Source organism: Pantoea sp. GM_Pan_4 (assembly GCF_026541005.1).
GTDB classification, from domain to species: Bacteria; Pseudomonadota; Gammaproteobacteria; order Enterobacterales; family Enterobacteriaceae; genus Pantoea; species Pantoea dispersa.
On the sequence record NZ_JALNUZ010000002.1, the window covers coordinates 58417 to 74604 of the forward strand.

9 protein-coding genes are annotated in these 16188 nt (G+C 60.8%); 6 read left to right on the top strand and 3 right to left on the bottom strand.

Annotated features, from left to right (window positions below; genetic code table 11):
• Nucleotides 1–68: 68 nt before the first annotated feature.
• On the bottom strand, nucleotides 69–308 hold the full coding sequence (locus tag OXR61_RS06255) for a hypothetical protein (protein ID WP_155519911.1): 240 nt from the start codon (nucleotides 306–308) through the stop codon (nucleotides 69–71).
• A gap of 132 nt (nucleotides 309–440) precedes the next feature.
• Between OXR61_RS06255 and OXR61_RS06260 the strand changes: the two genes are divergently transcribed.
• Entirely contained in the window at nucleotides 441–6500 is a 6060-nt protein-coding gene (locus OXR61_RS06260) for an autotransporter outer membrane beta-barrel domain-containing protein (RefSeq protein ID WP_021507817.1), read from the top strand.
• A gap of 570 nt (nucleotides 6501–7070) precedes the next feature.
• Nucleotides 7071–8615: a PAS domain-containing methyl-accepting chemotaxis protein gene (locus OXR61_RS06265; protein WP_021507816.1), complete on the top strand. Its 1545-nt coding sequence runs from the start codon at nucleotides 7071–7073 to the stop codon at nucleotides 8613–8615.
• Nucleotides 8616–8618: 3 nt separating this feature from the next.
• Here OXR61_RS06265 and OXR61_RS06270 read toward each other — a convergent pair whose 3' ends face one another.
• On the bottom strand, nucleotides 8619–9575 hold the full coding sequence (locus OXR61_RS06270) for an AraC family transcriptional regulator (protein ID WP_021507815.1): 957 nt from the start codon (nucleotides 9573–9575) through the stop codon (nucleotides 8619–8621).
• Between the two features lie 102 nt (nucleotides 9576–9677).
• Here OXR61_RS06270 and OXR61_RS06275 point away from each other — a divergent pair, with 102 nt between their 5' ends.
• The 4 genes from OXR61_RS06275 (at nucleotide 9678) to OXR61_RS06290 (ending at nucleotide 14394) form a co-directional block, all read left to right on the top strand.
• Entirely contained in the window at nucleotides 9678–10865 is a 1188-nt protein-coding gene (locus OXR61_RS06275) for an MFS transporter (RefSeq protein WP_021507814.1), read from the top strand.
• Nucleotides 10866–11155: 290 nt separating this feature from the next.
• A complete protein-coding gene (locus OXR61_RS06280) occupies nucleotides 11156–11365 on the top strand; it encodes a DUF1471 domain-containing protein (protein ID WP_021507813.1) in 210 nt (69 codons plus the stop codon).
• A 211-nt stretch (nucleotides 11366–11576) separates the two neighbouring features.
• Nucleotides 11577–12632 (top strand): YncE family protein, encoded by a 1056-nt coding sequence (locus OXR61_RS06285; RefSeq protein ID WP_021507812.1) that lies wholly within the window; start codon nucleotides 11577–11579, stop codon nucleotides 12630–12632.
• Between the two features lie 121 nt (nucleotides 12633–12753).
• The gene (locus OXR61_RS06290) at nucleotides 12754–14394 is read left to right on the top strand and encodes a dihydroxyacetone kinase subunit DhaK (protein WP_021507811.1); all 1641 of its coding nucleotides are present in this window, start codon (nucleotides 12754–12756) and stop codon (nucleotides 14392–14394) included.
• Nucleotides 14395–14677: 283 nt separating this feature from the next.
• Here the strand turns inward: OXR61_RS06290 and sbmA are convergent, their stop codons facing one another.
• Nucleotides 14678–15913 carry a peptide antibiotic transporter SbmA gene (sbmA, locus tag OXR61_RS06295; protein ID WP_021507809.1) on the bottom strand — a complete coding sequence of 412 codons (1236 nt, stop codon included), beginning with the start codon at nucleotides 15911–15913 and terminating at the stop codon, nucleotides 14678–14680.
• Nucleotides 15914–16188: the final 275 nt, after the last annotated feature.

The window sequence follows — 16188 nt, forward strand, 5'->3', positions numbered from 1 at the left end:
GAGGTCTGATGTCATTAAATGGATGATTTTGCTGCAATTGGGGGCTGGCTCACAATTGCAGCATTTCGTTAGCGCTGCTTATTATTGAGCGTGAGAATTATCACCCGTCCAGACTTTACTGGAGTGGCTGAAGATAAATCACATAATATTAATGCGTTATCCCTATAAGCCTTATTTAAAGCAGGGTTATAGCCTTTCATTTTCTGCGAAATTCTTATTTCATTCCGATAAATATCTCCGGGCTCGCTTTTGATCTGTGCAGCCATAAAGTCTATATAAGCAACAGCTTTCTCCTGATTTTCACGCATCAGCGGCACCCTCTGTGCCCATAATTAACCACTTGATTCGTTTTGTGAAAATAGAGTTCGCCCATCTGCCCCTTTGTTCTTTTTTTCGCTGTGCTTTCACAGCGTCGCTGATTGCTTGTTACTGGAGGTTGTATGAGATTCACCCGGAATCCCATTGCGTTAGGGATCGTCGCTGCGCAGGCGGTGTTTTATTTCCCCGTCGTGGGGGAAGCGGCAACACTGGGCGCGTATAATCCGCGCGATAACGACCAGCAGAGCGGCGCGCTGATCGTTAACGGCGGCAGCGCAACCTTAACCGGTAATCAGGCGTTTGAGCCGGGCATTGACGGGGCGGTCAACACCACGCTCGGCCAGGTGACCATCGCGGCGGGCACACAATACCTTAATCAGGCACGTCTCGATCCCGGTCCGCAAAACCTCGCCATCACCGTGCCGGATCCCACTACCGGCGGCAACACCACCTTTCAGGTGTTTGATTCCGCCAGCCTGGTGGCGCAGGCACCGGTTACCGCCAGCACGGTGGTGCCGGATCTGCAAAACGTGAATGACAATCAGTATATCGACGCGCGTATCGCCGACGTCAGTGGCAGCGGCAGTTCGCTGGATGTCAGCATTGGTCAGGCTAACGCCAATAGCAGCGCCAGCACCAACGCCTGGACCATGGCGGCCAAAAACACCACGCTGTTTCAGGTCAGTAACGGTGGCACCCTCAACTGGAACAACAACAACCGCATCACCTTCAACGGTTCTGCGGCCAACGTCTCCGGCGGCCAGGTGACCGACAGCCTGGCGGTACAAAACCTTGCGACCTATAACGGCAGCTTTAGCGTGCAGACGCTGGATGGCAAAACCACCGCCTTCAACGTCACCAATGCCAGCCAGCTGCAAAGCTACAATAACTGGCTGGTGAGCCAGCTGCAGGCCGGCAATCTCGCGCCGGCCAGCTACCTCAGCGCGTTCAATCAGGCGGTCACTATCACCAACGGCGATATTGTCTATAACGTCAGCGCCACTGCGCCGGATGAAGTGACGCAGCCGATAGGTAGCCGCGTGGTGATCAATGCCGAAGGCGCCGGTTCGCAGGTCACTATCGCCGCCGGTAAAACGCTGGAAGTGGTAGGGGCCAGCGATGGCGCGGTACGCGTGGCCAATGGGGCCAATGCTACCATCGACGGGAAACTGGCGAGCCGCGGCACCGCGCTGGCGCTGGATGGCGCGACGGCTACCAACAGCAGCAGCGGCGTCATCAACGGCGGCTTCCTCAACCGTATTGATGGCACCGGCGTCGGCGCGGCCAGCAACAACGCCACGGCGGTAACGGTGCAAAACGGCGGTGATTTCACCAACAATGGCGTGCTTAACCTCGGTACCACCGGCAGCAATCTGACCAACGGCGTGGCGGGCATCCGCCTTGATGCCAATGCGCAGGCCGCTAACAGCGGCAATATCAACGTGGGCGTCAACGGTTCCAGCGCGCGTGGCACCACTTCCGGCGTGCTGCTCACCAGCGACAGCAGCCGATTTACCAACACCAGCGGCGGCACGATTTACCTCGGGCGAGGCGCGCAGAACAGCCTGAGCGACAACGTGGCGGAGACAGCCCTGAACCAGAGCGGGCTGACCAGCGGCATTGCGCTGCTGGCCAACGGCAGCGCCACCAACGACGGGGCGATTGTGATTGGCTCGCGCGTACAGAACGCCGCCGGGATGTCGGTCAGCGGTGCCAGCAATGCCACGCTGATCAACAGCGGCACCATCGACGTCAACGGCAGCGCCGCGCGCGTGCCGCGCGAGAACGTCGGCATGCTGGTCACTAACAGCAACGGTACGCTGGAGAATCGCGGCACCATCAACCTCAATGGCGTTAACGGCACCGGCCTGAAAGTGCTGGCCACCAGTGGTAACAGCGCCGCCGCCAGCTCCACCGGGACCATCAACGTGGCGGGCGGAGCCGATCCGGCCAGCGGCACGCGCAACTTTGGCGTATGGGTGGAAGGCCAGGGCAGCGGCACTGCCGCAGCAAACGTGGACGGGCCGATTAACCTCACCGGCAACGGCGCGATTGGCGTGCACGCGCGCGGCAACGCCACGGTTAACGTCACGCAGAATGCCATTCCCCGCTTCAGCACCGGCAGCAATCAAATTGGTTTTTTTGCCTATGGCCCGAATGCGCTGATCAACGTAGACGATAACAACGCGTTTGACGTCACCACCACTAACTCGACGCTTTTCCGCATCGAACAGGGCGCGACGTTTGACGGGACTAATACCACGCTGACCGCCTCCGGCGCGGGTGCGGTGGCGGTGAACGGCACCGGCGGTGGCGGAACATTGGTGAAGACCAACAACGCCACGATTAACGTCAGCGGCACCGGCGCCACCGGCGTCAATATCGAGGGCGGTGCGCAGGGCAACATTGACGCGGCGACCACCATTACCCTCAGTGGCAGCAACGCCACGGGCGCGATTGCCGACGGGCAGAAACATACGCTGACCGGTGCCAACAGCCGTGCGCCGGTCGCCAGCACGCGGCTGACCTCCGCCGCAGAACTCAATTCGGCGCAAAACGGCATCACCGGCTATCTGGCGCGCAACCGCGCGCAGCTCAGCAACAGCGGCAACATCAACTTCAGCGGGGCCAATACCACCGGCCTGCGCGTGGAGAGCGGGGCGACCGGCAGCAACAGCGGCAATATCAGCATCAGCGACGGCGGCACCGGTATCGCGGTGAACAGCGCGGGCAGCACCTTCACCACCATCGCCAGCAACAGCGGCAACATCGACGTCAATGGCGGCAGCACCACCCGCCGTTCGCGCGGCGTCAGCGCCAGCGGTAGCCAGGCGGTGGCGAACCTCAACGGCGGTACGTTCACGCTCAACGGCAGTGGTGCCATCGGCGCCGAAGCGCTGGATGGTGCGCTGGTGAATATCGCCGCCGGATCGACGCCGATCTTTAACAATAGCGACCAGATCGCCTATCACGCTGCAGGCAACGGTTCGCGCATCCGCGCCGCCACCAGCGCGCTGGATGTCAGCACGCGTGGCTCGACCGGCTACCGCCTTGACGACGGCGCGGCACTGAGCTTTAGCACGCCGAACAGCCTGAGCGCCAGCGCCGCCAGCAGCACCGGCGTGATTGTCTCCGGCAGCGGCAGTAGCCTCAACAGCGCCAACCTCAATCTGACCGCCAGCGGCGAGGAGAGCACCGCCGTGCGCGTCGAGGGCGGCGCAGCGGCAACGCTCGACGGCAGCAGCACCATCACGCTCAGCGGCAACAACGCGGTGGGCGTGCTGGTGAATACCTTGCGCAGCGATCTCAGCAATGTGCTGGACGGCAGCGCTGCCGCCACCCGCGTCACCAGCAACGCCCGCATCAGCGGCGCTGGCAACGGTGCCGTTGGCTTTGACCTGACCAACGGCGCGGAACTCGAGAACAATGGCGCAGTGACGCTGACCGGCAGCAATAGCATCGGCATGCGCTCGCGCGCCGGCAGCACGCTGACCAACAATGGCGTGGTTAACATCAGCAGCGGCACCGGGTTAGATGTCGGCGGCAACGGCACCACGCTGGCACAGGGCGGCAGCATCAATGTCGATAACGGCGTGGCCGGCGTGCGCATCAGCGACGGCGCGCAACTGGCGCTGACCGGCAGCGATACGCTGATCACCACGCGCGGCACGGCGCATGGCATTTTGCTCGACAGCGGCGCGGCGGCGCTCAGCGCGCGCGACGCCACCATCAACGTACTGGGCAGCGGCAACGGCATCGAAAACCGCGCGGAGCTGGACAACGTTAGCCTGAGCAACCTGACGCTTAACGTCGGCGATGGCAACGGCATCCGCACTGCCGTCGCGTTCGATCCCGCCTCCACCGTGACCACCAATGTATCCGGCAGCGGTAACGGCCTGACTATCGCCAACGCCGATGGATCGACCACCGGCGGCGATCTGACGCTGGGTTCGGGTTACGTTTTCAATGTCACCGGCGCCGGCGGCACCGGGATTCGCGCCAACACCACGGGAAATATCTTCACCGCCGCCAGCGTCAATATCACTAATGCGGCAGGCGGTTCGGCGCTGGTCTCCAGCACCGCCGGCACCATCGTCAACCGCGGCACACTGCGCTCCAGCAGCCTGACGGCGCCGGTGGTCGATCTGCGCGGCGGCAAAACGGTATTCGAAAACCTTGGCACAATCGTAACCGCCACGGCGCAAAGCGTGGCGGTGGCGGGCAGTAACGCCGACGATGTGATTTTGCTGACCCAGGGTGACGTGCTGGGCGACATCAATCCTGGCGGCGGCAGCGACACGTTCCGCTGGACCGGCGGCACGCTCAACGGCAGCCTGACCATGGGCGCAGACAACAACAATATCGCCGAGGTCAGCGGCGTCGATCTCAGCACTACTTACCATCTCACCAGCGGCAACGGCACCGGTAACAGCCTGACCTTCGACCAGATTACGGCGCGCGGCGGCAGCTTCAGCGCGGATGACCTGAGTAAAGGCGTTAACCTCGGCAGCGGCTGGAGCATCATTAACTTCGCGGATAGCCGCTGGACGCTGACCGACAACCTGCAGCTGGCGCACAGCACCATCAACATTGATGGGCGCTCAACGCTGTACGCCGGTGACAACGTGCATCCCACACTGGCGGGCGGCACAGCGGATTCGCTGCAGGTGAATAACAGCGGTACGCTGGACCTCACCAATGGCGGCGGTTCGCCAGGTAATACGTTGGACATCAACGGCTCGCTGGCGTCGATGGGCGGTCAGGCGAATCTGGTGACGCGCCTCAATGACGGCGGCGCGCTGAGCAACCAGTTCACCGACCACATCAACGTCAGCGGTAACGCCAGCGGCACCACGCTGCTCAACGTCAGGCTGGATGCGGCAAGCAGTGCGGCGCTCACCGATCGCAACCGCAACGGCGGCATTGAGGGCAATGAAGGCATTTCGCTGGCGCAGGTGGGCGGCAACGCCGGCCAGAACAGCTTTGCGCTCAGGGATGGCTATCTCGGTGCCGGACCGTGGCAGTACCGGCTGTACAGCTTCGCGCCGGGCAGCAGCGATCCGGCGCAGCGCCTGCTGAGTGGCAGCGGCAACAATTACTGGGATTACCGGCTGGCAAACTACTACGTGTGCGAGGACAGCGACAGCTGCCAGCCAGCGCTGGTGACCAGCGGATTTGGCACGCCACAGCGATACGATGCGCGTCCGGCGGTGGTGCCGCAGGTGCCCTCGTACATTTCGGCACCGGTTGGCCTCGCCTATTACACCGCCGCGATTATTGATGACCTGCACAAGCGTCTTGGCGAACTGCGTCACGAGCAGACGCGCCCGGCGGGTCAAGGCGGTGAGATGTTCCTGCGCTATATCGGCTCGAACCTGAAATACAAAAGCGACCGCAGCTTTAGCGATTACGGCTACGGGTTTGACCTCGACTACAGCGCGGTGCAGCTTGGCGGCAATCTGCTGCGTCTCGACGGTGAGCAGGACAGCCTGCGCGGCGGCGTGGCCTACACGCGCGGCAATACGCGCATCCGTCCGCAGGCGGCAGACGGTTACAGCAGCACCAGCTTCGATAGCGACAGCCTGGCGCTGTACGGCACCTGGCAGCGCCAGAGCGGCTTTTACCTTGACGGCGTGCTGTCGTTTGACTGGCATCGTGGTGAAACCGACATTGCGCGCCAGCAGCGCGAGGCAAAGCTGAAGGGCCACGGCTGGACCGCCTCGCTGGAGAGCGGTTATCCGTTTGAACTCGGCGAGGGCTACAAGCTGGAGCCGCAGGCGCAGCTGATGTACCTGAAACTGAACATGAACGATTTCACGGATGAGGACAATAACCAGGTGCGCTATGGCGATTATCACCAGACAATTGGCCGTCTCGGCGCGCGTCTCGACCGCAGCTGGACCGATGACAGCAACCGCCAGTACACGCCTTATCTGCGCGCGAATTATTACAAAGGCTGGGGCGGCACGGCGCAGACATCGGTGTCGGCTGCCGATAACCCGGCGCTCGGCGCCAGCTTCAGCAGCGGTAATTTTGGCCAGATGTGGGAAGTGGGCGCTGGCGGCACGGTGACGCTGCAGCAGGATGTGTCGCTGTACGCCGAAGCGGATTACCGCAAGGAGATCGACGGTAACGGCGCCAGAGGCTGGCGTTACAACCTCGGCGTGCGCTGGCAGTTCTGACAGTATATGCACATGACGCGGCCGCCGTGAACGGCGACCCTACAAGAATGGGGCATGTTGCGGGATGCGCAGGGATGCGGTCGCCGTGAACGGCGACCCTACAAAATGGGGCATGCTGCGGGATGCGCAGGGATGCGTTCGCCGTGAACGGCGACCCTACGAGAATGGGCATGTTGCGGGATGTGCAGGGATGCGGTCGCCGTGAACGGTGACCCTACAAAATGGGGCATGCTGCGGGATGCGCAGGGATGCGGTCGCCGTGAACGGCGACCCTACAAGAATGGGGCATGCTGTGGGATGTGCAGGGATGCGGTGATGGCACGTTTTTCTGTAGGGTGCGCATTCATGCGCACCGCTGCCGACACTGCGTTCAGCCAAAGCTCGATCTCATTTACCCTAAATGATTTTTTATCGATCCCGCCCGCGGCCAGAACTGTGAAGCGCCGCGCACTCCGGCTTTATTAAGAACAAAAATTAAATAGCCGCGCTAAAGCCAGGCCATTGTGCTGCCGAAAAGGTAAAAAAGTATTATCGATTTCTCTTCAGCCTGCGTTTTGCAAGGACTCACACATGCGTAATAACCAGCCCATCACCCAGCGTGAATTCGTCTTCGACGATCGCGCCACGCTGATGTCGACCACCGATCTCAACAGCCACATCACCTACGCCAACGACGCCTTTATTGAGGTCAGCGGATTCAGCCCGGAGGAGGTCAACGGCCAGCCACACAACATGGTGCGTCATCCGGATATGCCGCCGGAAGCGTTCGCCGATATGTGGAGCACGCTGAAGCAGGGCGAACCCTGGACCGCGCTGGTCAAAAACCGGCGCAAGAATGGCGATCACTACTGGGTGCGCGCCAATGCCATTCCGGTGGTGCGCGAGGGCAAGCTGCAGGGCTATATGTCGGTACGCACCAAACCGTCGTCGGAGGAGGTCCGTCAGTGCGAGGCGCTGTACCGTGATTTTCGTGAAGGACGTGCCAAAGGGCGTCGCTTCCATAAAGGGCTGATTGTCGGCAGCGGCTGGCGGCGACTGACCTCAGTGCTGAAAACGCTGCCGCTGCGCTGGCGCATCCGCAGTACGCTGATCGCGCTGCTGCCGTTGTCGGTGCTGAGCGTCTGGCTGCTGGGCATGGCACCGCTGGCGATCGGCTGCTTCAGCGGCGGCATGGCCGGGCTGCTGCTGCTGGCCAGCCTGTGGCTGGAGCAGCAGATCTCGCGCCCGATGGAGCGCATGTGCCGTCAGGCGCTGAGCGTGGCCACCGGCGCCAGCCACAAAGTCGAGCACATAGATCGGGTGGATGAGATCGGCATGACGCAGCGCGCTATCGGCCAGCTGGGCCTGATGTTCCGCTGGCTGGTGGATGACGTCAGCGGCCAGGCGATCAACGTCCTGAGCGCCAGCGACGCCATCGCGCGCAGCAATGATGAACTGAGCCGTCGCACCGAGCAGGCGGCGGCGAACGTGCAGCAAACGGCGGCGACCATGAACGAAATGACTGCCACGGTCAAAAGCAACACGGAAACTGCCAGCGAAGTGAATACGCTGTCGGCCAGCACCAGCGCAGCGGCGATAAAAGGCGGTGAAGTGATGCAGGAGATGGTCGGCATGATGGCGGAAATTGCCGACAGCTCGAAGCGTATCGCCAACATCACCAGCGTGATCGACGGCATCGCTTTCCAGACCAATATTCTGGCGCTGAACGCGGCGGTGGAAGCGGCACGTGCCGGTGAGCAGGGTAAAGGCTTTGCGGTGGTAGCGGGTGAGGTGCGCAATCTGGCACAGCGCAGCGCCAAAGCCGCCAGCGAGATCAAAAACCTGGTGGAAACCAGCGCCGGCCGTGTGCAGTCGGGCAGCGATCACGCCGATGCGGCCGGCCACACGATGCAGGCGATTGTCGATCAGGTGCAGAATGTCACCGCCCTGATCGCGCAAATCAGCGCGGCGACGGCCGAACAATCCATCGCGCTGAGCGAAGTCAGTAGCGCGGTGGAGGATCTCGACGACATCACCCATCAGAACGCGGCGCGCGTGGCGGAAGGTGCAGAAGCCTCCGGCCGAATGGCGCATCAGGCCAACCGGCTGGTTGAAGCGATCAGCGTGTTTCGCTAAGTTTCACGACGCTTCACGTCCGGCGCGCAGTGCGCCGGGCGGTGTGCCGACAATGCGTTTGAAGGCGCGACTGAAGGCGGCCAGTGAACCGTAACCGAGGTGGAACGCCACGCTCTCCACCGCTTCGCCATCGTTAACTATGCGCTCCACCGCCAGACGCATGCGCAGTTCGGTAAGGTAGCGCAGCGGCGTCATGCCGGTGGCGTTTTGAAAACGCGCGGCAAACACCGAACGTGAACTGCCGGATTCGCGCGCCAGCCGCTCCACCGTCCAGTTTTCGCCGGGCGCGCGGTGCATGGCCGCCATCGCCAGGCTGAGGCGCGGATCGCGCAGCGCCTGCACCAGCCCGCTGCCCTGACCACAGCCATTCTCCACCCAGCCCCGCACAATTTGCGCCGCCACCACATCGGCCAGCCGCGACAAAATGCCGGCAAAGCCCGCTTTGCGCTGACGTGTTTCACGCTCCATGGCATCCAGAATCGGCTGGATTTCCGGGTATTGCGCCAGCAGCGTGCTGACCAGCATCACGTCAGGCATGGTGTGCACCAGCGGCTGCATGCCGCCCAGCTCAAACGCCATGCAGGCGCTGAATAAAATCACATCGCTGTCATCCGGGCAGGCATCCGCATCCGGCGCATCGTTGATGGCGCACACGCTGTCGCAGATGGGTTTGCTGTTAAAGGTAGCGATCGGCACGCACACCGCATCTTCGCCGGAGATCAGCGCGTGCGGCTTACCGTGCGGAATCAGCAGTGCATCGCCCGCCTGCAGCGGATAGACGGTGCCGGAAGCGGAGCGAATCAGCAGCGAGCCGCGGCCAACAAAGTGCAGCTGTGCCTTGCCCGGCGCGTCATCATATTGCAGGCCAAACGGCGCATGCAGCGCGATGCGCTGATATTTGACGCCGTACAGGCGCATGCCCATCAGCAGTTCGCTGGTCAAATCTTCATAGCGGCTCATACAATCCAGACGAATTATCAAAAAACAAAGTTTCTGTATCATAGATCGTCTTGCATCGTCTCTCTATGCTTACAGCCTGATATTTTGTGATGGGGATCGCAGATGAGTCTGGATACTGAAGTAGTGGAAACAAGCATTGCGGTAGAGAAACCCGCATGGGGCGCGGTGTTCGCCATGGCGTTTGGCGTCTTCGGCCTGATCACCGCAGAATTTCTGCCGGTGAGCTTGCTGACACCGATTGCCGACTCGCTGCGCGTCAGCGAAGGGCAGGCGGGCCAGACGGTCACGGTTACCGCGCTGGTGGCGCTGCTGACCAGCCTGGTAATTGGTAACGTCACGCGCCGCCTCGACCGCCGCCTGGTGATGCTGGCGTTCACGTTGCTGCTCATCGCCTCGGCGCTGCTGGTGGCGTTTGCCGAAAATCTGCCGATGATTTTACTGGCGCGCGTGCTGCTCGGCATGGCGATTGGCGGCTTCTGGACGCTGTCGACCGCCATTACCATGCGGCTGGTGCCCGCCGATCAGGTGCCGCGCGCGCTGTCGATTGTGTTCAGCGGTATTTCGCTGGCCACCATCATTGCCGCGCCGCTGGGCAGCTATCTTGGCGGGTTGATTGGCTGGCGTAATATCTTCCTGCTGACCGGTGTTTTGGGCGTGCTGGCGCTGTTCTGGCAGTTCTTCACCCTGCCGTCGATGCCGCCGGAGAACAAAACGCGCAGCGGCGGCGTGCTGGACCTGCTGCGCCAGAGCGTGATGCGCTGGGGCATGCTGGCGGTGATCATGATGTTCACCGGCCATTTCGCCTTCTTTACCTATCTGCGTCCGTTCCTGGAAACCAGCGCGCAGCTGAATGTGAATCAGCTGTCGCTGGTGCTGCTGGCGTTCGGCGTGGCGAACTTCTTCGGCACCTCGCTGGCTGCGTGGCTGGTGACGCGCAGCGTGTCGCTGACGCTCACCGGCATGGCGCTGGTGATGAGCGTGACGGCGGTGCTGCTGGTGAGCTTTGGCCACGTCTCCTGGCTGGTGGCGAGCGGCGTCGCGCTGTGGGGGCTGGCGTTTGGTTCAATGCCGACTGGCTGGTCAACCTGGCTGTCGCGCGCGGTACCGGACGACGCCGAATCGGGCGGCGGACTGCTGGTGGCAACTATTCAGCTGGCGATCACCGCCGGTGCGGCAGCCGGTGGCTGGATGTTCGATCTGCAGGGTGCAGGCGGCGTATTCCTCGCCAGCGGCGTGCTGATGCTGCTGGCCGCCATCACCATCTTTACCCGCGTGCGGCATCACGGTTAAATCCGTCTACCGCCATCCGGCGCGCCGCGACTCGCTTCAGGGGAGCCGCGGCGCCGCTTTTGCCGCCGATGCCTGGTCTCACCAATCGCAGCAATAAATCCTGCCTTTTATTCAAATCGTGGTTTTTTAACCCTTTGCGCACAGGTTGCGCTAAATGTGCTTTTTATAGTCAAAATATTCGAATGACTTAGGCAAATCTCTGCGCTTTTTTTTGATCGGTTGCCGGCCTATTATATCTCACATCAAGGCGATGTCGCCTTATTCAATCAAACATCTTTAAGGAAATGACCATGAAAACCATCAAAAATTTTGCTGCTGTTATTGCTCTCTCTGTTCTGCCATTTGCCAGCTTCGCGCAAAGCGTGACCGCTACCGCCTCTACGCTTGACGGTGCTGAAGCGCAAATCGCTGCTAAAGCCCAGGAACTTGGTGCTTCCTACAAAGTGACTGAAGCCAACTTCAACAACGGCGTTCACATGACCGCAGAACTGACCCAATAAGTTTGCCCTACCCTCTGTGCTGACAGGGTGCCTTCGGGCGCCCTGGCGGCGTTGCTAACGCCATAAAATCCTGTCCCTTTTCCGCATAAATGATTATTATTCGCAAAAACTAACATCCTTATCGGCTCGCCTCGGGCTGAATTTCCTATTGGTTGCAATGTCGGGCTTTCATTTCACTGCCGCACGGCGGTGGTTTTGCTATGGAGAAGTTATGAAAGCGAATAAAACAATGCAGTGGGCGCTGCGTCCGCTACTGGTGGCCACGGCGCTGCTGTCCTGCAGTGCACTGCAGGCGGCGGAAACGCAGCCGCTCAATCAGCCGATCGCCAAAGGCGCCTACGAACTGGCCTTCAGCAACAGCGACAACGCGCTGTTCCTCGCCACGGCGCAAAACGCCGGCAATCCGCAGGGCGGTACTGTTTACCGTCTCGATCCGCAGAATCTGGCGGTGAAACAAACCATCAGCACTGAGCTGAAGACCTTTGGTGCCGCCATCAATCAGCACACCAACGTGCTGTACTTTGGCAACACGGTCAACGGCGCGCTGACGGCAGTGGATGCCAGCAGCGGTAAGGTGATCAACACGCTGGTGCTGGATGGCCGCAAGCGCGGTGACACGGTTCGTCCGCTGCAGCCGCGTGAACTGGTCGCGGATGCGCTAACCAATCGCGTGTACATCACCGGTCTCGGCGCGCAAAGCGTGGTGTGGGTGGTGGACGGCAAAACGCTGCAGCTCATCAGCACTATCCCGAATACCGGCAAAATGGGCACCGGGCTGGCGCTGGATGCCGCCGCGCAGAAACTGTATGTCACCAATGCCGATGGCGAGCTGGTCACCATCAATACCCGCCTGAACGCGATTGAAAAGCGCCAGAAAATTGACGGTGATAAAGAGCACTTTTTCCTGAATATTGCGCTGGATAGCAAAGGCCACCGCGCTTTCCTCAGCGATGCGAAGCAGCCGCAGGTGCTGGTGCTGGATACCCGGACACAGCAGGTGATTCAGCGTATTGAGGTACCGGAATCGCTGGCGGTGCTGTTCAATGCTGACCGTGACGAGCTGTATGTCACGCACCGTAAAGCCGGTGAGATCAGCATCATCGATGCCAGCAGCTATAAAGTGAAACGCACGGTGAAAGCGCCGGGCCTGCCGAACAGCCTGGCGCTCTCCGCCGATGGCAACACGCTGTTCGTCAGCATCAAGCAGCCGGGCTCACGCAAGGAACCGCCAAAAAACCCGGACAGCGTGTTACGCATCGCGCTGTAGGGCGTAATTATCCGAAACTCAGGGGCGACGTGTGTCGCCCTTTGCATTTCCGGCCTTGATCCCCCCTTTCCCGCCCGGCTTACGCTACCTTTAGGACGACAACACCTAAGGGGAGAGTGCAATGAGCCAGTTTTTTATGCATGAAAAAAACGATCTGGTGAACGAAGCGATCGAAGGCGTGTTACTCAGCACACCGTGGCACAATCTGACCCGTCTCGATCTGGGCGATGAGATTCGCGTGGTGGTGCGTTCGGACTGGGATAAAAGCAAAGTCGCACTGATTTCCGGCGGTGGCTCCGGCCATGAACCGGCGCACGCGGGCTTTGTCGGCAAAGGGATGCTGACCGCTGCGGTGTGCGGCGATATCTTCGCCTCGCCGAGCGTTGATGCGGTGCTGAACGCCATCGTTAACGTCACTGGTGAGGCGGGCTGTCTGCTGATTGTGAAGAACTACACCGGTGACCGCCTCAACTTTGGCCTCGCAGCGGAGAAGGCGAAAAATCTTGGTTACAAGGTGGAGCTGGTGATGGTGCAGGACGATATCGCGCTGCCGGAAAATCCGCAGCCGCGCGGCATTGCCGGCACCGTGCTGGTGCACAAAATCGCCGGCTACGCTGCGGAGCACGGCCAATCGCTCGACGAGGTTAAAGCGCTGGCGCAGCGCACCATCGACGCCACGTCCTCCATCGGCCTGGCGTTTGCCACCTGTCACATTCCGGGTGAAAAGCGCGACGATCGTGTGGCAGCCGGTCACAGCGAGCTGGGGATGGGCATTCACGGTGAGCCGGGCGTAATCACGCTGGACACGCAAAACAGCCGCAAAATTACCAGCATCATGACCGATCAGCTGGCGCAGGCGCTGCCCGACGGCAAACAGGCGCTGTTGATGATCAACAATCTCGGCGGCTTTTCCCAGCTGGAGCTGGCGCTGCTCACGCGCGAGGTACTGCAGTCGCCGCTGGCGGCACGCGTCACTCATTTAATTGGCCCGGCAACCCTGGTCAGCGCGCTGGATATGAAAGGGTTTTCGCTGACGCTGCTGGCGCTGGAAGAGGCGTTTTTCGAGGCGCTGCATGCGCCGGTGCAGGTGCTGGGCTGGACGCCGATGTACGACTTTGCGCCCATCAGCCTGCAGCGCGCTGAACGCATCGGCAGCGTGCTGGATTTCGATCCTTCTGATAACGCTGAAGTGGCGCAGGTGGTTGAGCGCGTGACGCAGACGCTGATCGATCTGGAGAGCGAGCTGAATGCGCTGGACGCCAAAGTCGGCGATGGCGATACTGGCTCGACCTTTGCCGCCGGCGCGAAGAAAATCCAGCGCGGCCTGCGTGAACAGCAGCTACCGCTGGATGAGTTGCCTACGCTGCTGGCGCTGGTAGGCGAACAGCTGGCGACGGTGATGGGCGGATCGAGCGGCGTGCTGATGTCGATTCTGTTTACTTCGGCCGGACAGCAGCTGGAGGAGGGCAGCACGCTGCCGCAGGCGCTGATGCACGGGCTGGAACGGATGAAGCACTACGGCGGCGCGCAGCCGGGACATCGCACCTTGGTGGATGCGCTACAGCCGGCACTGGAGGCGTTAGCGGCCGGAGAGTCGCTGGCTGCGGCGGCGGCCGCTGCGCAACAGGGTGCCGACGCGACGGCGCAGATGCAGAGTGCGAAGGCAGGTCGTTCGGCTTATCTCAATCAGCAGAGCCTGGATGGCGTGAAGGATCCGGGCGCGTACGCCATCGAGAGGGTGTTTGCGGTGCTGGCGGGCTGAGGATGGGGCGGATGGGTGCGGGGTTCGCCCTCACCCTAACCCTCTCCCGCGGGCGGGAGAGGGGACTGTCCGGAGTGATGTCGAAGTACAGTGCGGTTCTGCACCCGGCCCTCACCCTAATCCTCTCCCGCGGGCGGGAGAGGGAACTGTTCTGAGCGATGCCGGAGTACAGCGCGGTTCTGCACCCGGCCCTCACCCTAATCCTTTCCCGCGGGCGGGAGAGGGGACTGTCCGGAGCGATGTCGGCGTACAGCGCGCGCTCCTGCCCCTGAGCCTTTTCCGCTTACTCCGAGGCTTCGCGCAGCATCTCGTCGTGCGGAATATCCTGCAGAATCTGCTCGAAGCTGCGCAGACGTTTGTAGATCGACATCAGCGTAATCAGCGTGGACCACGAGGTGATCAGATACTGGAAGGAGGAGCGCACCTGATCGAACACGTTGGTGATCTGGTTAAGTAGCCCCAGCGTGATGGTGCCCGCAACAATCGAAGGGAACAGCACGAACAGCCCGAACACATTGTCCACCTGCAGATAGAGAATGCGCGTGATGTTGAAATAGAGATAGTGGAAATAGAGGCGGAAATAGTTGTGACGCACGCGGCTGAACAGCTCCTGCACCGTAGGCGGCGCGGCGCGCTGCGGATCGTCCTCGCCGTACACCAGTTCTTTACGGTACGCGGCTTCCACACGCTGATTGCGGAACTCCAGCCCCGGCAGTTTAATCCCCACCAGCGCCAGCAGCGCGGTACCAAACAGCGACCACAGCAGCGCGGCGATCACCAGCGCATAAGGGATATTGCCGAGGATCGGCACTTCTTTCACGTGATGCGATAGCGTCACCAGCACCGGCAGAAACGCCACCAGTGTCATGATGGCCTGAATAAAGCTAATGCCCCAGTCCTGCAGCGTACTGGCGAAGCGCATGGTGTCTTCCTGCACACGCTGTGCGGCACCTTCTACCAGACGCAGGCGCTGCCAGTTATGCATGTAGTAGTTGTTCATCGCGGTACGCCAGCGGAACACCCAGTGGCTGACGAAAAACGAGTTCATCACGCCGATCACTACCGCAATCAGCGCAATGCCGAGAAACGCCAGCACCTGCACATAGAACTGATTGATGCTCACCGAGCCGGCTTTGGTCAGCGCCTGCTGAATCATGTCGTAAAACGGACCATACCAGGCGTTAACGCCGACGCCAACCTGCACGCCAAACCAGGTGACAAAGATAATCAGTAACGATCCCCATACCGACCAGCGCTGCCACGGATGGTTGTCGATGATGCGCCACACCAGCGCAAAGGCGCCGCCCATGATCCAGTAATAGGCATAAAACCACAGCTGGCTGGCGTGGATAAAGCGGCTGGCGTTGGTCGGCAGCGGCTGCTGCATCGCCGCCTGCAAAGCGGGAAAGCGCGCCGGAAAATCATTGAAAAAGCCAAACCAGGCAAAAATGGCAATCAGGCTCCAAATCGCGGCCGAGCTGAAAAACAGCGCCGGCCGCGGAAAATAGGACTTAAACATAGGCACTCCGCTGTTGTGTGTACTCTTTATACCGCTTCCGGCATTTATCTGTCTGTTGTCGGTTGTATCCGACGATGACAGCATCGCCGCATTTATGTAAAGCGGCAGAGTTAGTTGTTAAGTTTTTTGTGCTCATTTGTTTCGGGAAACTAAATTATTAACGGCGATGGTGTTACACTACGCCGACTGTTACCGGTAACAGTCTTGCTGTATCCCTTAAAACGCCAATAAAAATCATTACAACGCAACTACTTAACTTTCATGCCGCATTATAT

Bases quoted from the DNA above. Each gene is read 5' to 3' on its own strand.
- OXR61_RS06255 (WP_155519911.1), bottom strand. From the start codon at position 308: ATGCGTGAAAATCAGGAGAAAGCTGTTGCTTATATAGACTTTATGGCT.
- OXR61_RS06260 (WP_021507817.1), top strand. From the start codon at position 441: ATGAGATTCACCCGGAATCCCATTGCGTTAGGGATCGTCGCTGCGCAG.
- OXR61_RS06265 (WP_021507816.1), top strand. From the start codon at position 7,071: ATGCGTAATAACCAGCCCATCACCCAGCGTGAATTCGTCTTCGACGAT.
- OXR61_RS06270 (WP_021507815.1), bottom strand. From the start codon at position 9,575: ATGAGCCGCTATGAAGATTTGACCAGCGAACTGCTGATGGGCATGCGC.
- OXR61_RS06275 (WP_021507814.1), top strand. From the start codon at position 9,678: ATGAGTCTGGATACTGAAGTAGTGGAAACAAGCATTGCGGTAGAGAAA.
- OXR61_RS06280 (WP_021507813.1), top strand. From the start codon at position 11,156: ATGAAAACCATCAAAAATTTTGCTGCTGTTATTGCTCTCTCTGTTCTG.
- OXR61_RS06285 (WP_021507812.1), top strand. From the start codon at position 11,577: ATGAAAGCGAATAAAACAATGCAGTGGGCGCTGCGTCCGCTACTGGTG.
- OXR61_RS06290 (WP_021507811.1), top strand. From the start codon at position 12,754: ATGAGCCAGTTTTTTATGCATGAAAAAAACGATCTGGTGAACGAAGCG.
- sbmA (WP_021507809.1), bottom strand. From the start codon at position 15,913: ATGTTTAAGTCCTATTTTCCGCGGCCGGCGCTGTTTTTCAGCTCGGCC.